The sequence below is a fragment of the Rhizobium aureum genome (assembly GCF_030182495.1).
In the GTDB taxonomy this organism is placed as follows: Bacteria; Pseudomonadota; Alphaproteobacteria; order Rhizobiales; family Rhizobiaceae; genus Rhizobium; species Rhizobium tropici_C.
Genome location: NZ_JAQJCI010000009.1, coordinates 43,064 through 59,292, shown reverse-complemented (window position 1 = coordinate 59,292; position 16,229 = coordinate 43,064). Strand labels below are relative to the sequence as shown.

Sequence of the window (16,229 nt, the reverse complement as noted above, 5' to 3'; positions counted from 1 at the left end):
GGCCCGTGTCTACCGGACCACGACCTCACCATCCTCCTTGGCAAAGGGACCGATATCCGGATTCGGCAAGATATCGAGCACGCGTTCGGAAGGGCGGCAGAGGCGCACGCCCTTTTCCGTGACCACGATCGGGCGATTGATCAGGCTCGGATATTCGATCATCCGGTCAAGCAGATGATCGTCGGTGAGATCGAGGTCGCCGAGACCAAGCTCGTCATAGGGCGTTCCCTTTTCCCTCAGAACGTCGCGCACGGTCAGGCCCATGGCAGAGACGAGCTTCACCAGCTCTTCCCGGCTGGGCGGCGTCTTCAGATATTCGATGACGACGGGCTCCTCCCCGGACTGCCGGATCATCGCCAGCGTGTTGCGCGACGTGCCGCAAGCGGGGTTATGATAGATCGTCACCGTCATCGGCAGCCTCCCTCTCGCCGCCCGGCAGACCGGCATCGTCGCGATAATCCACCTGCATGAAATAGAGCCCGTCCGGCGGGGCGACGGGGCCACAGGCCTTGCGATCCTTAGCTTCGAGCGCCGCGCGCACATCGCCGGGCGTCCATTTGCCCTCGCCCGCCAGCTTCAAGGTGCCGGCGAAGGAGCGGATCTGGTTGTGCAGGAAGCTTTGCGCCGTGGCGCGGATCTCGATCAGCTCGCCGCTGCGCGTCACGTCCAGCCTATCGAGCGTGCGCACCGGGCTATTCGCCTGGCAATGTGCCGAACGGAAGGTGGTGAAATCATGCCGTCCCACAAGGGTCTGCGCCGCGGCATGCATGACCTCGTGGTCCATATCCTTCGGCACCCACCATGCACGGCCGGTTTCCAATGCGAGAGGCGCGCGGCGGGCGATGATGCGATAGAGATAGTGACGGCGAATGGCTGAAAAGCGTGCATCGAAGCTTTGGTCGACCTCGACGATATCGAGAATGGCAATACGGTTACCGGCAAGCTTGAGATGGGCATTCAGAGCATTGCGCAGCGTATAGGCCTTCCATTCCCTGGAGAGGTCGGCATGCATGACCTGACCCATGGCATGCACGCCGGAATCGGTACGCCCTGCTCCTCGGATCGAAACCGTCTCGCCCGTCAAGGACAGGATGGCGCCCTCGATCGCGCCCTGCACAGAGGGGCCGTTTTCCTGGCGCTGCCATCCGACATAGGGAATGCCGTCATATTCGACGGTCATTTTGTAACGCGGCATCAGGCTTGCTCCGAGGCGAGCACGGTGCCCGGCGCGATCGGCGTTCCGCGCAGGAAATCGGCTGCTGCCAGGGGCTTGCCGCCGGCCTTCTGCAGCTTTGTCAGCCTGACGGCGCCGGAAGCGCAGGCAATGACGAGATCATCCGTCAGGACCTGACCGGAGGCTCCGTTGCCCTCTGCCAATTCCGAGCCCAAAACCTTGATGCGCTCGGGACGACCGGCGATGTCGGCCTCGAACCATGCACCGGGAAAAGGCGACAGGCCGCGAATATGATTGTGAACATCGGCCGCCGGCTTGCCGAAATCGATGCGGGTTTCGCTCTTGTCGATCTTTGCGGCATAGAGAACGCCTTCGGATGGCTGCGCGGTCAATGGCAGCTCGTCATGCTCCAGCTTGTTCATGGCCTCGGCCATGGCCTTTGCGCCGACGAGCATCAGTTTGTCATGCAGTTCACCCGCAGTCATGGTGTCGCCGATCTCCACTTCGCGTGTCAAAGCGATCGGCCCGGTATCGAGCCCCTTGTCCATCTTCATCACCATCATGCCGGTCTTGGTGTCGCCAGCCATGATCGCCCGCTGGATAGGAGCCGCACCACGCCAGCGCGGCAGCAGGGAGGCGTGACCGTTGTAGCAGCCGAGGCGCGTACCGGTCAGGATTGCCTCCGGCAGCAGCAGGCCATAGGCCACGACGACGGCGACATCGGCATTCAGATCGCGAAAGCGCTGGCGTTCGTCGGGATCCTTGAAGTTGACGGGCGTGAAGACCGGCAGGCCCAGCAATTCGGCCGCCTGATGCACCGGCGATTTCTGCAGGTCGAGCCCGCGCCGGCCGCCGGGGCGCGGTGGCTGCGTGTAAACGGCGCGAACCTTATGTCCGGCATCGATCAAGGACCGCAGTGTCGGCACGGAAAATTCGGGCGTTCCCATGAAAATAATGTCGAGCGACATGCGATCCCTCCGGCTGAGATATCAAGTTTCGAATGACCCGGTAGCGACGGCACGCGCCATCGGGGTCAGACGCTAGCCGCCTTCAAACGGGTTTATGAGCTCGAGATCAAGCCCCTCGAAGTCTTTTGTGTTGCGCGTCGCCAATGCCGCGCCGTTTGCAAGGCAGATGGCGGCGATCATGGCGTCCTTCGTTTCCATCCTTCGCCCAATCTTGTGGCGCTGAGCGGCGATTATTCCGTATTGATGGGCAGCATTGCTCGAAAATCCCAGAACGCGGCCCGAAAACTCTGCCTCTATCGCGTCCAGCTCCGCAATTAATGCCGCCTTGCGCTTCCCGTCAGCCAGGAGCTCCAGTCCGAACCGGATCTCGCCGATGGTGATGGTTGTCAGAAAAACGGCCTCGATGGCGACGCTATCAAGCCAGGACAATATACGTTCGCTATGCAGCCGCCCTTGCAGCTCCGATACGACATTCGTGTCCAGAACGATCATGCGCAGGCCACAGGGCTATTCGAAATGGGGCGGCTCGCGATCCGGCGCATTTCGAAACGCGTTGATCGCCTCGATTTCTTCTTCGCTAAGTTTTTCTACGCCGAGAACGGCTCTCAATCGCTGCCCCGCCGACTTGCTTCCATCCCGCTCGCGCCCGAGCGACTGACGTAACAGGGAGATTGCCTCATCCGAGAGGCTGCGGCCATGCCTGCTGGCATTGGCCTGCAACTGCTTCTTCAAGCTGTCGTCGATGCCGCGCAACAACAGATCACTCATTCGCGCCTCCTTTTTGATATCAATGATATCATAGGCGTCTCAGGCCGATCTTTCAATGGCCGGGGATTATAGAGCCTTCGACTTGGCAGCCTTGGTGAACTTCTTGATCACCATCTCCCGCTTCAGGCGCGAGATATGGTCGATGAAGAGGACGCCGTTCAGGTGGTCGATCTCGTGCTGCACGCAGGTTGCAAGCAGGCCCTCGGCTTCCGTGACCAGCTCCTTGCCGTCGCGGTCGAGATGCTTGACGGTGACGCGCGCGGGACGTTCCACTTCCGCATAGTAATCCGGAATGGAGAGGCAGCCCTCTTCATAGACCGAGCGCTCATCCGAAGACGCGACGATCTCTGGATTGATGAACACCAGCGGCTTCTTCTCTTCGCCTTCGCGCGCAACGTCGATGACCAGCATGCGGCGGGGAACGCCGATCTGGATCGCGGCAAGGCCGATGCCCGGCGCGTCATACATGGTTTCCAGCATGTCGTCGGCGAGGCGCTGAATTTCGGTATCGATCTGCTCGATGGGTTTGGAAGCCTGGCGGAGCAGCGGGTCGGGCAAAATGATGAGTGGCTTGATCGTCATGACGTTTCCCATAACGCATCTTGTTGTGCGATGGAATCGCCAAGATGGCGGTGAGGCGGTGTTTTTTCAACGGCAGCAATCCGAACGGCAGCGGGTGGCCTCGAAATTTTGTTCACGGTTTGATCTGGATATTCACAACAATTTTGCTATGCTTGCGCAAAGAACTCCATCAGCGCCCCAGGTTTCATGTCCTTCATCATCTTCGGTCAAGCCATTTCCACGGTTCAGGTCCTGACCGGCCTCGTCATCCTGCTTGCGATCGCAGTCATCGTCCTTTTCGTCCGCGGCAAGGCAAGGGCGGAGGACGATGAGCTCGATACCGAGCACACGATGGCGGCGCTGCTGCGGTCGCAGGCGGAGATGCAGGGGCGGCTTGCCACCATGGCCGAAGTCTTCGGCTCCAGGCAGGCCGAGCTCAATCAGGCCATCGGTCAGCGTCTCGACGGCATGTCGCAGCGGGTGACGGCGACGATCGGTGAGCAGACGCGCTCGACGCATGAGAACCTGCGCCGCCTGCAGGAGAGGCTTGCCGTCATCGATGCGGCGCAGACCAATATCCAGACGCTCGCAAAGGATGTCGTCGGCCTGCAGGCCATTCTCTCCAACAAGCAGACGCGTGGCGCTTTCGGTCAAGCGCGCATGGAGACTATTATTGCCGACGGCCTGCCGATGGGTGCCTATACATTCCAGGCGACGCTTTCGAACGGCTCGCGGCCGGACTGCACCGTTCGCATGCCCAACGGCTCGCCACCGCTTGTCATCGATGCAAAGTTTCCTTTGGAGGCCTGGAACGCCATCCGCAGCGCCGGCAGTCCCGAACATGGCAAGATCGCCGCACAGCAGTTCCGCCGGGATCTGGAATTGCATATTCGCGACATTTCGGAGAAATATCTGATCCCTGGGGAAACACAGGATACAGCCTTTCTCTTCGTGCCGTCCGAGTCGATCTTCGCCGAGATCCACGAGAATTTCGAGGCGATCGTGCAGAAGGCTCAGCGTGCCCGCATCGTCATCGTCTCACCTTCGCTGCTGATGCTGTCGATCCAGGTCATCCAGGCTGTCCTGAAGGATCAGCGCATGCGCGAGCAGGCTCATGTCATCCAGAGCGAAGTGGCGCATCTGATGGACGATCTTTCACGCCTGGATGAACGCGTGCGCAAGCTGCAGGGCCACTTCGCCATGGCGCAGAAGGATGTCGACATGATCGTGACCTCGGCCGACAAGCTGGCGAGGCGCGGCGAGCGCATAGAGGCGCTGGAATTCGAGACCGCCAAAGAGCCGATGAAGGCGCGCACGGAGGACAGGCCCAAGCCTGTCGACAACCGCACCAACCAACTCAAGCTCAGGGTAGTTGACGAGGACTGATCGCTTCGGGCAGTGTCGCGCCCAATCGACGCATGATCCACAAAGACATGAGGCGGCCTTCGGGCAGGATCATGCGGGATCAACACCCAGGGCAGGACACCGCATGATCACTATTTTCGGTTCCATCAATATGGACCTCATCGCCACCACGGATCGTTTGCCGAAGCCGGGCGAAACAGTCGCCGGCAACGGCTTTTCCACCGCCGCCGGCGGCAAGGGTGCCAACCAGGCGCTCGCCGCGCGCCGCGCCGGGGCAACCGTGCGCATGACCGGGGCAGTCGGCAATGACGGCTTTGCGGAGCCTGCGCTTGCCTTGCTCGATGCGGCCGGCGCCGATCTTTCCACCGTCAGGCGCGTGTCCGAGCCGACCGGCACGGCTCTCATTCTGGTGGGAGGCGACGGCGAGAACATGATCGCAGTCGTTCCCGGTGCCAACGGCACGAATACGGCCGAACACGCAACAGCTGCCGTGGCGGCGCTGAACCCCGGCGATACGCTGATGCTTCAGCTCGAAATCCCTGTCGCTGCCGTCGAGATGGCGCTGAATGCGGCAAAGGCGAAGGGCGTGCGCACCGTGCTCAACCTCGCGCCCCTGATCCCGGAGGCGGCGCGCCTCGGCCGGCTTGCCGATATCGTCATCGCCAACGAGACGGAATTCGAAAGACTGGCCGGCCAGGACAACATGTCGGCAGCCGAGCGCGAGGCTGCTCTCGTCCGCCTGCATGGCGAAACCGGCCAGACGCTGATCGTCACGCTTGGCGGCGACGGCGTCATCGCCATCCGTGACGGCGAGCTTTCGCGTGCCAAGGGCCTCGTCATCGAGCCGGTCGATACGGTCGGCGCCGGCGATACCTTCTGCGGCTATTTTGCCGCAAGCCTCGATCAGGGCCTGGATTTTCATGCCAGCCTGCGCCGCGCTGCCGTCGCCGGTTCGCTGGCCTGCCTGAAGCCTGGCGCGCAGCCCTCCATCCCGATTGCCAGCGAAGTCGCCGAAAAGCTTTAGGCCTAAATTTTACAACTCTCGCGAAGCGCAATTAATTAAATTTTTGCGCTTCCATATCATTCTCCTCTGGCCTGGCGTGTATGGCCTTCCGGCTGCGGCAGGAATTTTAACGGCGGCCCCATGACGGGGCCATCCTGCGCCGACCTTGCATCTGGATAATGTGTATCCGACGCATCGTTTTTTCGAGGAAATGATGTTCATCTTTCGTATGAAGTCGCTTGCGGCCAAGCTGATCTTGGTCACCGGGCTGGCGATTGCGCTCGTATTGCTGGTTTCCAACTTTCTACTGATTTCCCAGACTCGCAATCGTGTCGAGGCGCTGACGATGGATCAGGCAAATACCGAAGCCAAATCCATCTCCCATGAAATCGCCGCCAATGTCGGCGAAATGGCCAGTGCCGCCCGCTCCATGGCCGCCATCATCGGCCGCGGCCACGAAGGCCATACCTTCGACCGAAAGGGCATGATCAACATCCTCAAGGCAAATGTCGAACAGAACGCCTTTGCCTTCGGCAGCTGGTTCTGCGAACAGCTCGGCGCGCTGGACGGCAAGACGACCGAGCTCGCCAACAACAAGGATGAAGGCGTCAACGACAAGGGCGCCTTCACACCCTATTGGTCCAAAACCAAGGACGGCGGCATCCAGTTCTCTACCTTCGACAACGACTACACCGCTGCCTGGTGGAAGCTCGCCGCCGACAGCGGCAAGGGTGCCATCACCCCGCCCTATCTCGCTCAGGGCACCGACGTTCCCACGACCATGAGCTCGATCGCCTATCCGGTCATGTCAGGCGGCAAGCTGATCGGCGTTGCCGGTGTCGACATCTCTCTTGCCTCGCTTTCCTCCAAGCTGCAGAAACTTCAGCCTTTCGGCACCGGCCGTGTTCTGCTGGTTTCCCAGGATAACAAGTGGCTTGTCGCGCCGGCACCCGACCTGCTGATGAAAGATTATAACGGCTCGGGCGCTGACGTCATCAAGACTGCGCTGACCTCCTCTTCCGCAAACGTCCTCAGAAACCTTTCGGAAAACGGCGGCGAAGAATTCGATCGCGTCGTCTACCCCTTCGCCGTTCCGGGCCTCAACGCGACCTGGGTCGTTCTGATCGACGTGCCGCACAGCGCGATCGCAGCGCCGGTGCGTGACCAGACCTATATGATGATCGTCGCCGGCATTCTGGTGCTCGCCGCCGTCATGCTGGCTCTCTATGCCGCCGTGCGCGGCTTCGTGCAGACGCCGCTCGCCGGTCTCGTCGCCAGCGTCAATCGCCTCAGCGCCGGCAACTACGCCGAGCCGGTTGCCGGTCAGGTGCGCGCCGACGAAGTCGGTTCCGTCGCCAAGGCGTTGGAAGGCTTCCGTTTCAAGCTGGCCGATACCAAGCGCCTCGAAGGCGAGGCCAACGATCAGCGCCTGGCGGCCGAGGGCGAGCGCCGCCGTTCGGAAGCCGAGCGCGGCGAGAGCGTCGCGCTGCAGCGCCAGATCGTGAGCATTCTGGGGCAAAGCCTGGCCGAACTCTCGAAAGGCAATCTCAGCCAGCGGATCACCGACGAGTTCCCGGGCGAATACGCCCAGCTCAAGCAGGACTTCAATGCCGCGCTAGCCAGCCTCGAAGAAACCGTTCATACCGTCAATGTCAGCGTCGGCAACATTGGCGGCGGCACCGGCGAAATCAGCAACAGCGCCTCGGATCTCGCCCGCCGCACGGAGCAGCAGGCGGCAAGCCTCGAAGAGACGGCGGCGGCCCTCAACCAGCTCACTGCGCAGGTCAATTCGAGCGCCGAAAACGCCCGCATCGCCGCAAGCAGCGTCAATGCCGCGTCCCAGGATGCCGAGCATTCCGGCGAGATCGTCCAGCGTGCCATTTCCTCCATGCATGGCATCGAGCAATCGTCGCAGGAAGTGTCGCGCATCATCGGCGTGATCGACGAGATCGCCTTCCAGACCAACCTGCTGGCGCTCAACGCCGGCGTCGAAGCTGCCCGTGCGGGTGAGGCCGGCAAAGGGTTTGCGGTGGTAGCACAGGAAGTTCGAGAGCTCGCCCAGCGCTCGGCCAATGCCGCCAAGGAAATCAAAACCCTGATCAATGCTTCTGCGGGTCAGGTCAAGGAAGGCGTGGATCTGGTCGGCCGCACGGGCGATGCCCTGCACAAGATCGCCCAGCAGGTGATGGAGATCAACGGGCTGATCCGGCAGATCTCCGCCTCCGCGAGCGAGCAGGCCATCGGGCTGAAGGAAATCAACTCCGCCATGAACCAGATGGATCAGGTGACCCAGCAGAACGCCGCGATGGTCGAGGAAACCACGGCCTCCAGCGTGGCGCTTGCCGAGGAAGCCCAGACGCTGAAGGCCCTTGTCGCGCGCTTCCGCACCGCCGGCGCCGCGCAGGACAATGCCGGCGCTTTGCGGGCCACCGCCCGGCAGATGAGGGCGCCTGTCTCCCCACGCAAGGCGACGGCGCCCGCAGCCGCACCGATGCGCAAGCCCATTCCTCAGACCCAGGGCGCCAATGCGCTGGCCCAGGACGATTGGGAAGAATTCTAAGCCGGCTCAGTTTGATGAATAAAAAAGCCGCCGGAGCGATCCGGCGGCTTTTTGTTGCCCCTTTCAGATGCGAGCGAACCGTTCCGTCAAAAGCGCGAAGAAGCCGTCCGCATCGACATCGCGCATGACCTTGGCATTGTGCTTACGATCGGTGACATGCCACCAATCGACAACGGTCATGCCCACCGTCAGCTCCGACGTAACCTCGATCTCGACATTGCACTCTCGCCCCTTGAACAGCTCGGGTTTCAAGAGGTAAGCGATAACGGTCGGGTCGTGCAGCGGGCCACCGTCCGAGCCGTATTTCTCGATGTCGAAGCGCTCGAAGAATTCCAGCATCTCGACCATGGCCTTGGCCGGCGGAGTGCCCACGGCAGCGATACGCGCGACCCGATCCTTGCGGGTCAGCAGCTTATGCGTGACATCGAGCGGCATCATGACAATGGGCACGCCGGAGCGGAATACGACGTCCGCGGCCTCCGGGTCGACATAGATATTGAATTCGGCTGCCGGCGTGATGTTGCCACCCTCGAAGAAGCCGCCGCCCATCATGACAAGTTCGCGCACGCGCCCGACGATGTCGGGCGCTTTCTGGAAGGCCATCGCGATATTGGTCAGCGGTCCAAGCGTGCAGACGGTAACTGCCCCTTCCGGCTCCCTGCGCAGCGTGTCGATGATGAAATCGACGGCGTGACCGGCCTGCAGCTCCATGGTCGGTTCTGACAGCTCCGGGCCGTCAAGACCGGTCTTGCCGTGTACATGCTCGGCCGTGACCAGCTTGCGCTTGAGCGGCGCGTCGGCGCCGGCGAAAACCTTGACGTCGCGTCGATTGCAGAGTTCGCAGACGATGCGGGCATTACGGCTCGTCAGCCGCAGCGGCACGTTGCCGGCGACCGTGGTGATGCCAAGCACGTCGATCTCCTCACGGCTGCCGAAGGCGAGGAAGATCGCCGCGGCATCGTCCTGACCGGGGTCGGTATCGATGATGATTTTTCTAGGTTCGGTCATATCTGTGGCTTTCCTCCGGTAAAGATCGACAGGCTTTGTCGCGGGTCCGGTCAGGCTTTGTCAAGCGCTGGACAGCCGTGTGGCGAACGAATCGTCACGGCGGATTTCCCTCTCGCAAATGCGAAAGCACGATGGCTTGCACTCACAAGCGCGTACTCCCATATTAGGGACAACCGGGTGCTGAAGATCAGGTCCGGAACGGTCGCTTGACACCCAAGGACTTTGAGACAATGAGCCGGACGACTCCCTTTGCCAGCCCGCTGCTTCTGGGCTTCGATACTATGGAAAAGACGCTGGAGCGGATTTCCAAGGTCAGTGACGGATATCCCCCCTACAATATCGAACGCATGCGTGCGGACCGCCTGTCTGGCGAGCCTGAGCGATTGCGCATCACGCTGGCTGTCGCCGGCTTTTCCGAAGATGAGCTCGATGTCACGACGGAGGAAAACCAGCTGCTGATCCGCGGCCGCCAGATCGAACAGGGTGAGCGCGACTATCTCTATCGTGGTATCGCCGCCCGGCAGTTCCAGCGCGTTTTCGTGCTTGCGGACGGCATGCAGGTGCTCGGTGCCACGCTGAAGAACGGCCTGCTCTCTGTCGACCTCATCCGGCCGGAACCGGACCGCATAGTAAAGAAAATTAACATTTCGGTCTCACAGTAGGACAACGGCCCAGGCCGGATGATCTCAGACCGAATCGGCCTGAAATCTGAATCCGGTCTGGAATCAAATAGCTGGAGCATGATGCCGTCTGAAAGCCGCTTGCAGCTTTCGGCATTGCGCTTTGGAGCCGTTGGTCCCTCATACTGGAGGTACGAGCATGTTGTTGAAAGAAGCCACCGCCCGCCTGACCCAAACCGAACTTGCCGATATCGGCACCGGCGAGGTCGCCTACATCAGAAAAATGGACTGGTCCGAAGTATCCCGCTGCTTCCCGGAAGCGCCTGATATCGATCCTGATGTCGATCTCTGGGCACTTTTCGGAGCCGACGGCACGCCGATCCTTTTGACGGACAATCGCTCCAGCACCTTCTACCGTGCTGCCGAAGACGAATTGAAGACGGTCAGCCTGCACTGACCTGAGGCGTCGCCCAACGGTGAAATTCACCGTTCGCAAGGACCGCATCGAACCGGCCCATCCTGCGACGCATGCGCATGATCCAGACCGCCTCGAGAGGCGGTCCTCACGAGGGTGATGCGATCACCGAGACCTCAAATTTCTGCCCCCGGAAACGAGCAATCAGACCCTCTTGAAGGTCAGATAGGCCGACGAGCGCCCTTCGCGCCTGGCCTTGGCCTCGTAGCGCGTGCTCGGCCAACCCTCGTAAGGCGTCAGCCAGTCGGCGGCATTCTGCGCGGTCCACTCGAAGCCGCCATGCGCCTGGCAATGCTGCAGCGTCCAATTGACATAGGTATCGATGTCGGAGGCGAAGCAGAAAAGGGCGCCTGGCTTCAGGACGCGATGAAAGCGGGCAAGGTTCACCTGGGAGACGAAGCGGCGCTTCCAGTGCTTCTTCTTCGGCCAGGGATCCGGATAGAGCAGGTCGATCTGATCCAGGCAGCCGTCCGGCAACCAATCCAGCACCTGCGTCGCGTCGTCATTGTAGACACGGATATTGTGCGCGCCGGCTTCGTCGACGCGCGCAAGCAGCTTCTGCATCGAATTGACGAAGGGTTCGACGCCGATGAAGCCGGTCTTCGGCTGCTCCAGCGCCCTGTGGATCAGATGCTCACCACCGCCGAAGCCGATTTCCAAGCGCAGACGCTCTGATGGCACCGGGAAAAGATCATTCAGCGGCTGCGGCGCCGGGGCGGAAAGATCGACGATGTACTGCGGCAGCAATGCTTCCAGCTTTTCAGCCTGCTGGCCGCGCAGGGCCTTGCCCTTGCGCCGGCCGAAGAATGCTTCCGTCGCCCGCGACCGGCGCTCGGTATCGATCATGCGGCTTCCCGGAGTTTCACGGCTTCCTTGAGAGCCTTCACCAGGTCCGTACGCTCCCAGGAGAAGGAGCCGTCACGGCCGGCCTTGCGACCAAAGTGACCGTAAGCCGAGGTCTTGGCGTAGATCGGCTTGTTGAGGTCGAGATGACGACGAATGCCGGTCGGCGAAAGATCCATGTTCTTGCGGATGGCCGCTTCGACCTGATCCTCGGTGACGCCCTTACCCGTGCCGTGCAGGTCGACATAGATCGACAGCGGCTGGGCAACGCCGATGGCGTAGGACAGCTGAATCGTGCAGCGATCGGAAAGACCGGCGGCAACGACGTTCTTTGCGAGATAGCGGGCGGCATAGGCTGCGGAACGGTCGACCTTGGTCGTATCCTTGCCGGAGAAGGCACCGCCGCCGTGCGGGGCTGCGCCGCCATAGGTGTCGACGATGATCTTGCGGCCGGTGAGGCCGGCATCGCCGTCTGGACCGCCAATGACGAACTTGCCTGTGGGGTTGATGTACCACTTGCAATCGGAGGCGATCTTCAGATCGCCGAGCGCTTCGACAATATAGGGCTCGACGACGGAGCGAACCTTCTTCGAATCCCAGCTATCATCGAGATGCTGGGTGGAAAGCACGATCGAGGTCACTTCCGACGGCTTGCCATCGACGTAACGGACGGTCACCTGGCTCTTTGCGTCCGGGCCGAGCTTGGCGACTTCGCCATCGCCCTTCTTGCGGGCGGCGGCGAGCAGCTGCAGGATCTTGTGCGAATAGTAGATCGGTGCCGGCATGAGATCCGGAGTCTCGCGGCAGGCATAGCCGAACATGATGCCCTGGTCGCCGGCACCTTCATCGCCCTGCTGGTCGGCGGCATTGTCGACGCCCTGGGCGATGTCGGCAGACTGCGAATGCAGGAGCACGTCGATGCGGGCCTTCTTCCAATGGAAGCCATCCTGTTCGTAGCCGATGTCCTTGATGGCACGGCGGGCGGCGGCCTTGAACTTCGAAGGATTGATAACGTCGTTGCCATCCTTGTCCTTCTTCATCAGGCTCGGCGGCAGGCGAACTTCACCGGCGATGACGACACGGTTGGTGGTGGCGAGGGTCTCGCATGCGATGCGCACGGTCCATGGGTTCACGCCGGTCTTCGTGGCCTCGCGGTAAACCAGGTCGACGATTTCATCGGAGATGCGGTCACAGACTTTATCCGGGTGACCTTCGGCAACAGACTCACTCGTAAACAGATAATTCGCGCGCATGCGGGATTCCCCTCAAAGAACAAATCTCTGCTTTTGATATTCGTCTCCAGCTCGAAAAACAAGTCGCACAAGGACATAAATATATCTTTATATCCCCGCCTAAGTGATAAAATTTTGCCGCAAATGCGGAAAAGGCGGCCAAAATGACCGCCTCTCGACTTTACCGGTTTTAACCTTGCTTCGAAGGGCTATTCGGCATCCGCCTCGGCTGCGAGCGCCTTGACCAGCTCGACGACCTTGCGTCGGACCTTGCCATCGGAAATTTTCACGAAAGCGCGATTGAGCTGCAATCCTTCGGAAGAGGACAGAAAGTCGACCACGTAGTTGGAGCTGGACGCCTCGGCCATACCGCCGGCGGTGGCCGAATGTTCACCCGGCGCATCTTCGAAGAAGAAGGAAACCGGGACATTGAGGATACTGGAAATATTCTGCAGGCGGCTGGCGCCAACGCGGTTGGTGCCTTTTTCGTATTTCTGAATCTGTTGAAACGTAATTCCCAGGCTTTCGCCGAGCTTCTCCTGGCTCATGCCAAGCATCGTGCGGCGGAGGCGTATGCGGCTACCGACATGGATGTCGATCGGGTTAGGCTTCTTTTTGTTTTCAATCATCATAATACCCTAACATAGGTTGAATTCAGGACCTGCCACCCGGTACCCTTCACCACCCCTATAACGCCACGTTGCAGCCGACACCCCCAAGGCCTCCAGTCTACGTTCGAAAGGCGGACACTAAGCACTATGCAATTTTAGGGTTTTTTGGTCAATTCACCCTGGAAATAAAACCCATGCGTGAAATCAGCGCCGTCAAGGCGACTACCCCGACAATCAACCAAAAGTATATTTTCCTGGCTTTGTCGTCTATGCGCGACAGGGTTGCGCCACCCAAAGTGGTATCGATGAAGCCTTGTTGATTATAATCAATACCAGAAAGCACACGCCCATGAGGGTCGACAAAAGCTGAAATGCCGGTATTGGCGCTTCGAATCAGCGGCAGTCCCTGTTCCACTGCCCTCACCCTTGCCTGGAGGAAATGCTGGTATGGACCGGGCGTGTCGCCGAACCAGGCATCATTCGTGACATTGAGGATGGCATTGGCCTGCCGGATCTCCGGCGTCATCTCATTCGGAAAGATGATCTCATAGCAGATCAGCGGATAAAATTTGAGGCCGTCGGGTAAGGTCAGCAATTGCCGCTTGGCCGCCGCGGAAAATCCTCCCGGCAGTTCCACGACATTCTCGATGCCGAGATAGCTGAGGATGTGTTCGAAGGGCACATATTCGCCGAAGGGCACGAGATGGGTCTTGTCGGATGCGCCGATGATCTGGCCGCGGCCGTCGATGACATAGATCGAATTGTAATAGCGAGGTTCGACGCCCGGTCCCATGTCTTCGACGCGGACGGCGCCGGTGATCAGGATCTGATCATCGTCGAGCTGATCCGCGATGCGGGCAAGGGCATCCCGGTTATCGGTCAGGATGAAGGGTACGGCGGTCTCGGGCCAGACGATGATGTCAGGCCGTTTGCCGCCGTTTGCCGGCGGCTGAACCGAAAGCGCCAGGTGCCTGTCGAATATGGCGGCGCGATCGGCAGCCGTATCCATCTTGGCTTCCTGGTCGATGGAGGGCTGGACGATACGCACGACCGGCACGGTCTTGGCATCGGTGAGCGGAGCTTCCGGTTGGCTGAGCGCATAATAGCCATAGCCGAAATGAGCAGCGGCAATGAGGACGGCAAGGCCGATCCCCGGCAGCCGCCCCTGACGCGTGCCGAGCAAGGCCGGTGCCGCGAAAACGAAGACGGCAAGTACGGTGACGCCCAGCATGCCGATCACATGCGCCGACTGCATCATCAGCGGAATGGGCATGGCGCCATAGCCGATGGCGTTCCAGGGAAAGCCGGTGAAGAGAAAGCTGCGCAACCATTCCGCTATACCGAAGCTGCAGGCGAGCGCGGCGATGCGCCCGATGCCGTCCGACCAGAGGACGCGGGCAAGCACGGTCGCCACGCCGTAGAAAACCGCGAGAAAGGCGGGAAGGCCGAGGATCGCCAGCGGCAAGGCCCAGGCGAACTCGTCGGCATCGATCAGCAGCGCATGGCCGAGCCACCAAAGGCCGGCGACGAAATAGCCGAAGCCGAACAGCCAGCCGGTGAAGAAGGCCGGCCACAGCCGTCCGAGCAGGCCGCTGTCCGGGCCCGCGGCAACACCGTCCAGCAGCCAGACCAGCAGCGTGAAGGAGATAAACATCGCGGCGAAAAAGCCGAAAGGCGGCAGCGCCAGAACGCCGACGGCACCGGCAAGAATCACAAGCAACGCACGTTTGAAACCCCAGACGAGGATCACCCGGCCCGAAAGCCATTCCATGCGCCAGCTCCGTTCAACTGCGAATCAACTGGCCGCAGTCTTTCAAAAACGGAGCGATTTGTCCCGCTTTCGCGCCATTTATTGGCTGGCGGCGTTGCGCTCGGCCGGCGGTTCCTCGGCGATCGCCTCCGGTGCCGGCAAATCGCGCTCGGGCGCTCCTGCCTCGCCTTCCTGCTTGACGGTCGGCCGGCGGCGAGCGGCATGGCGCTTGCGCGTGATGCGCACCCGCTTGATGCGGCGCGGATCGGCATCGAGAATGTGAAATTCAAAGCCTGGAAGCGCCTGCACCACTTCGCCACGTACAGGAATGCGGCCAAGCGCTGAGAAGATCAGGCCGCCGAGCGTGTCCACTTCGTCGACCTGCTCGGCGATATCGAAATCCGGACCGATCGCGGCTGCGATCTCCTCGAGCTCGACGCGGGCGTCTGCCACGAAGACATCCTCTGAGACGCGCTTGAACATCACTTCTTCGTCATCGTGCTCGTCGTCGATGTCGCCGACGACCATTTCCACGATGTCCTCATGCGAAGCCAGACCGTCCGTGCCGCCGTACTCGTCGATCACGAGCGCCATCTGCGTGCGGTTGACCTGCATGCGCCGCAGGAGATCGGAGGCGAGCATCGAGGGCGGCACGAACAGGATCTTGCGGATGATGCCAGCCTCGGCCAGCGTCTTCTGCAGATCGACGCGCGAAAGATCGAAATTCGGCTTGGCCGAGCGCGCCGGCTTTTCGGCCGCAGGGGCTGCCGTTGCAGCGGCCGCCGTCTTGGCACTGCCGCTGCGGCGCTTGTTGCGGGCCTGCTTGGCGACATAGGAGAGCAGGTCGCGGATATGCACCATGCCGCGCGGATCGTCCAGCGTATCGGCATAAACGGGCATGCGCGAACGGCCGCTCTCCTCGAAGAGGATCATCAGCTCGCCGATGGTGATATTCTGATCCACTGCCTCGATATCGGCGCGCGGCACCATGACATCCTCGACGCGCACCTCGCGGAAGCGCAGGATGTTGTGCAGCATTGCACGCTCATCGGGCGAAAAGGCATCATCACCGGCGGCGTTGGTCATCAGCGCGTCGGCAAGGTCCTCGCGCAAGCGGGCGGCGTCCTGTGCCGGGCGCAGAATGCGCGCGGCACGTGCCCAGAATGAAGAATGGGATCGCTTGCCGTTGCTACTACTGCCTACCTCGTCGGAGGAGGCTGCTTCGGCTCCGTCTTTGGCCTCAGGGGCCGATCTTGTCGTAAAGTCGCTCATTGTTCCTGGTCAGACAGGG

17 protein-coding genes are annotated in these 16,229 nt (G+C 61.0%); 5 read left to right on the top strand and 12 right to left on the bottom strand.

The features are described 5' to 3' along the window. Positions 1-9: 9 nt before the first annotated feature. The 6 genes from arsC to def all read right to left on the bottom strand — a co-directional run bounded on the left by arsC (position 10) and on the right by def (position 3,492). The gene (gene arsC, locus PH552_RS20540) at positions 10-411 is read right to left on the bottom strand and encodes an arsenate reductase (glutaredoxin) (protein ID WP_183762509.1); all 402 of its coding nucleotides are present in this window, start codon (positions 409-411) and stop codon (positions 10-12) included. Beyond that, positions 389-1,195, bottom strand: coding sequence for a tRNA pseudouridine(38-40) synthase TruA (truA, locus tag PH552_RS20535; protein WP_112343679.1), 807 nt, complete (start codon positions 1,193-1,195; stop codon positions 389-391). The genes arsC and truA overlap by 23 nt, the downstream gene beginning before the upstream one ends. Continuing rightward, the gene (fmt, locus tag PH552_RS20530; protein ID WP_183762506.1) at positions 1,195-2,142 is read right to left on the bottom strand and encodes a methionyl-tRNA formyltransferase; all 948 of its coding nucleotides are present in this window, start codon (positions 2,140-2,142) and stop codon (positions 1,195-1,197) included. Before fmt ends, truA begins: the two co-directional genes overlap by 1 nt. 72 nt (positions 2,143-2,214) lie before the next feature. After that, positions 2,215-2,634, bottom strand: coding sequence for a type II toxin-antitoxin system VapC family toxin (locus tag PH552_RS20525; protein WP_183762503.1), 420 nt, complete (start codon positions 2,632-2,634; stop codon positions 2,215-2,217). A gap of 15 nt (positions 2,635-2,649) precedes the next feature. Continuing rightward, a complete protein-coding gene (locus tag PH552_RS20520) occupies positions 2,650-2,910 on the bottom strand; it encodes a FitA-like ribbon-helix-helix domain-containing protein (protein ID WP_112343676.1) in 261 nt (86 codons plus the stop codon). 66 nt (positions 2,911-2,976) lie between these two features. After that, positions 2,977-3,492 (bottom strand): peptide deformylase, encoded by a 516-nt coding sequence (def, locus tag PH552_RS20515; RefSeq protein WP_112343675.1) that lies wholly within the window; start codon positions 3,490-3,492, stop codon positions 2,977-2,979. 186 nt (positions 3,493-3,678) lie between these two features. On the opposite strand from def, the gene PH552_RS20510 reads away from it, so the two are divergent. The 3 genes from PH552_RS20510 (at position 3,679) to PH552_RS20500 (ending at position 8,399) form a co-directional block, all read left to right on the top strand. Then, the gene (locus PH552_RS20510) at positions 3,679-4,857 is read left to right on the top strand and encodes a DNA recombination protein RmuC (protein ID WP_183762500.1); all 1,179 of its coding nucleotides are present in this window, start codon (positions 3,679-3,681) and stop codon (positions 4,855-4,857) included. Between the two features lie 103 nt (positions 4,858-4,960). Next, positions 4,961-5,860, top strand: a complete 900-nt coding sequence (locus PH552_RS20505) for a ribokinase (protein WP_112343673.1) — start codon at positions 4,961-4,963, stop codon at positions 5,858-5,860. A 193-nt stretch (positions 5,861-6,053) separates the two neighbouring features. Further along, a complete protein-coding gene (locus tag PH552_RS20500) occupies positions 6,054-8,399 on the top strand; it encodes a methyl-accepting chemotaxis protein (RefSeq protein ID WP_113249847.1) in 2,346 nt (781 codons plus the stop codon). Between the two features lie 63 nt (positions 8,400-8,462). Here the strand turns inward: PH552_RS20500 and PH552_RS20495 are convergent, their stop codons facing one another. After that, positions 8,463-9,407 carry a nucleoside hydrolase gene (locus tag PH552_RS20495; RefSeq protein WP_183762497.1) on the bottom strand — a complete coding sequence of 315 codons (945 nt, stop codon included), beginning with the start codon at positions 9,405-9,407 and terminating at the stop codon, positions 8,463-8,465. A 230-nt stretch (positions 9,408-9,637) separates the two neighbouring features. Between PH552_RS20495 and PH552_RS20490 the strand changes: the two genes are divergently transcribed. Beyond that, positions 9,638-10,069 carry an Hsp20 family protein gene (locus PH552_RS20490; protein WP_112343671.1) on the top strand — a complete coding sequence of 144 codons (432 nt, stop codon included), beginning with the start codon at positions 9,638-9,640 and terminating at the stop codon, positions 10,067-10,069. 157 nt (positions 10,070-10,226) lie between these two features. Further along, positions 10,227-10,484 carry a BQ00720 family protein gene (locus tag PH552_RS20485; protein WP_112343670.1) on the top strand — a complete coding sequence of 86 codons (258 nt, stop codon included), beginning with the start codon at positions 10,227-10,229 and terminating at the stop codon, positions 10,482-10,484. A 162-nt stretch (positions 10,485-10,646) separates the two neighbouring features. On the opposite strand, the gene trmB is transcribed toward PH552_RS20485, so the two are convergent. From trmB to PH552_RS20460, 5 genes are all read right to left on the bottom strand, one after another. After that, positions 10,647-11,348: a tRNA (guanosine(46)-N7)-methyltransferase TrmB gene (trmB, locus tag PH552_RS20480; protein WP_112343669.1), complete on the bottom strand. Its 702-nt coding sequence runs from the start codon at positions 11,346-11,348 to the stop codon at positions 10,647-10,649. Further along, positions 11,345-12,598: a methionine adenosyltransferase gene (metK, locus tag PH552_RS20475; protein ID WP_112343668.1), complete on the bottom strand. Its 1,254-nt coding sequence runs from the start codon at positions 12,596-12,598 to the stop codon at positions 11,345-11,347. The genes trmB and metK overlap by 4 nt, the downstream gene beginning before the upstream one ends. 188 nt (positions 12,599-12,786) lie before the next feature. After that, a complete protein-coding gene (locus tag PH552_RS20470) occupies positions 12,787-13,206 on the bottom strand; it encodes a helix-turn-helix domain-containing protein (protein WP_112343842.1) in 420 nt (139 codons plus the stop codon). A gap of 151 nt (positions 13,207-13,357) precedes the next feature. After that, complete coding sequence (gene lnt, locus PH552_RS20465) at positions 13,358-14,959, bottom strand: apolipoprotein N-acyltransferase (RefSeq protein WP_112343667.1); 1,602 nt, start codon at positions 14,957-14,959, stop codon at positions 13,358-13,360. 78 nt (positions 14,960-15,037) lie between these two features. Continuing rightward, the gene (locus tag PH552_RS20460) at positions 15,038-16,210 is read right to left on the bottom strand and encodes a hemolysin family protein (protein WP_169644369.1); all 1,173 of its coding nucleotides are present in this window, start codon (positions 16,208-16,210) and stop codon (positions 15,038-15,040) included. Between the last annotated feature and the right edge of the window lie 19 nt (positions 16,211-16,229).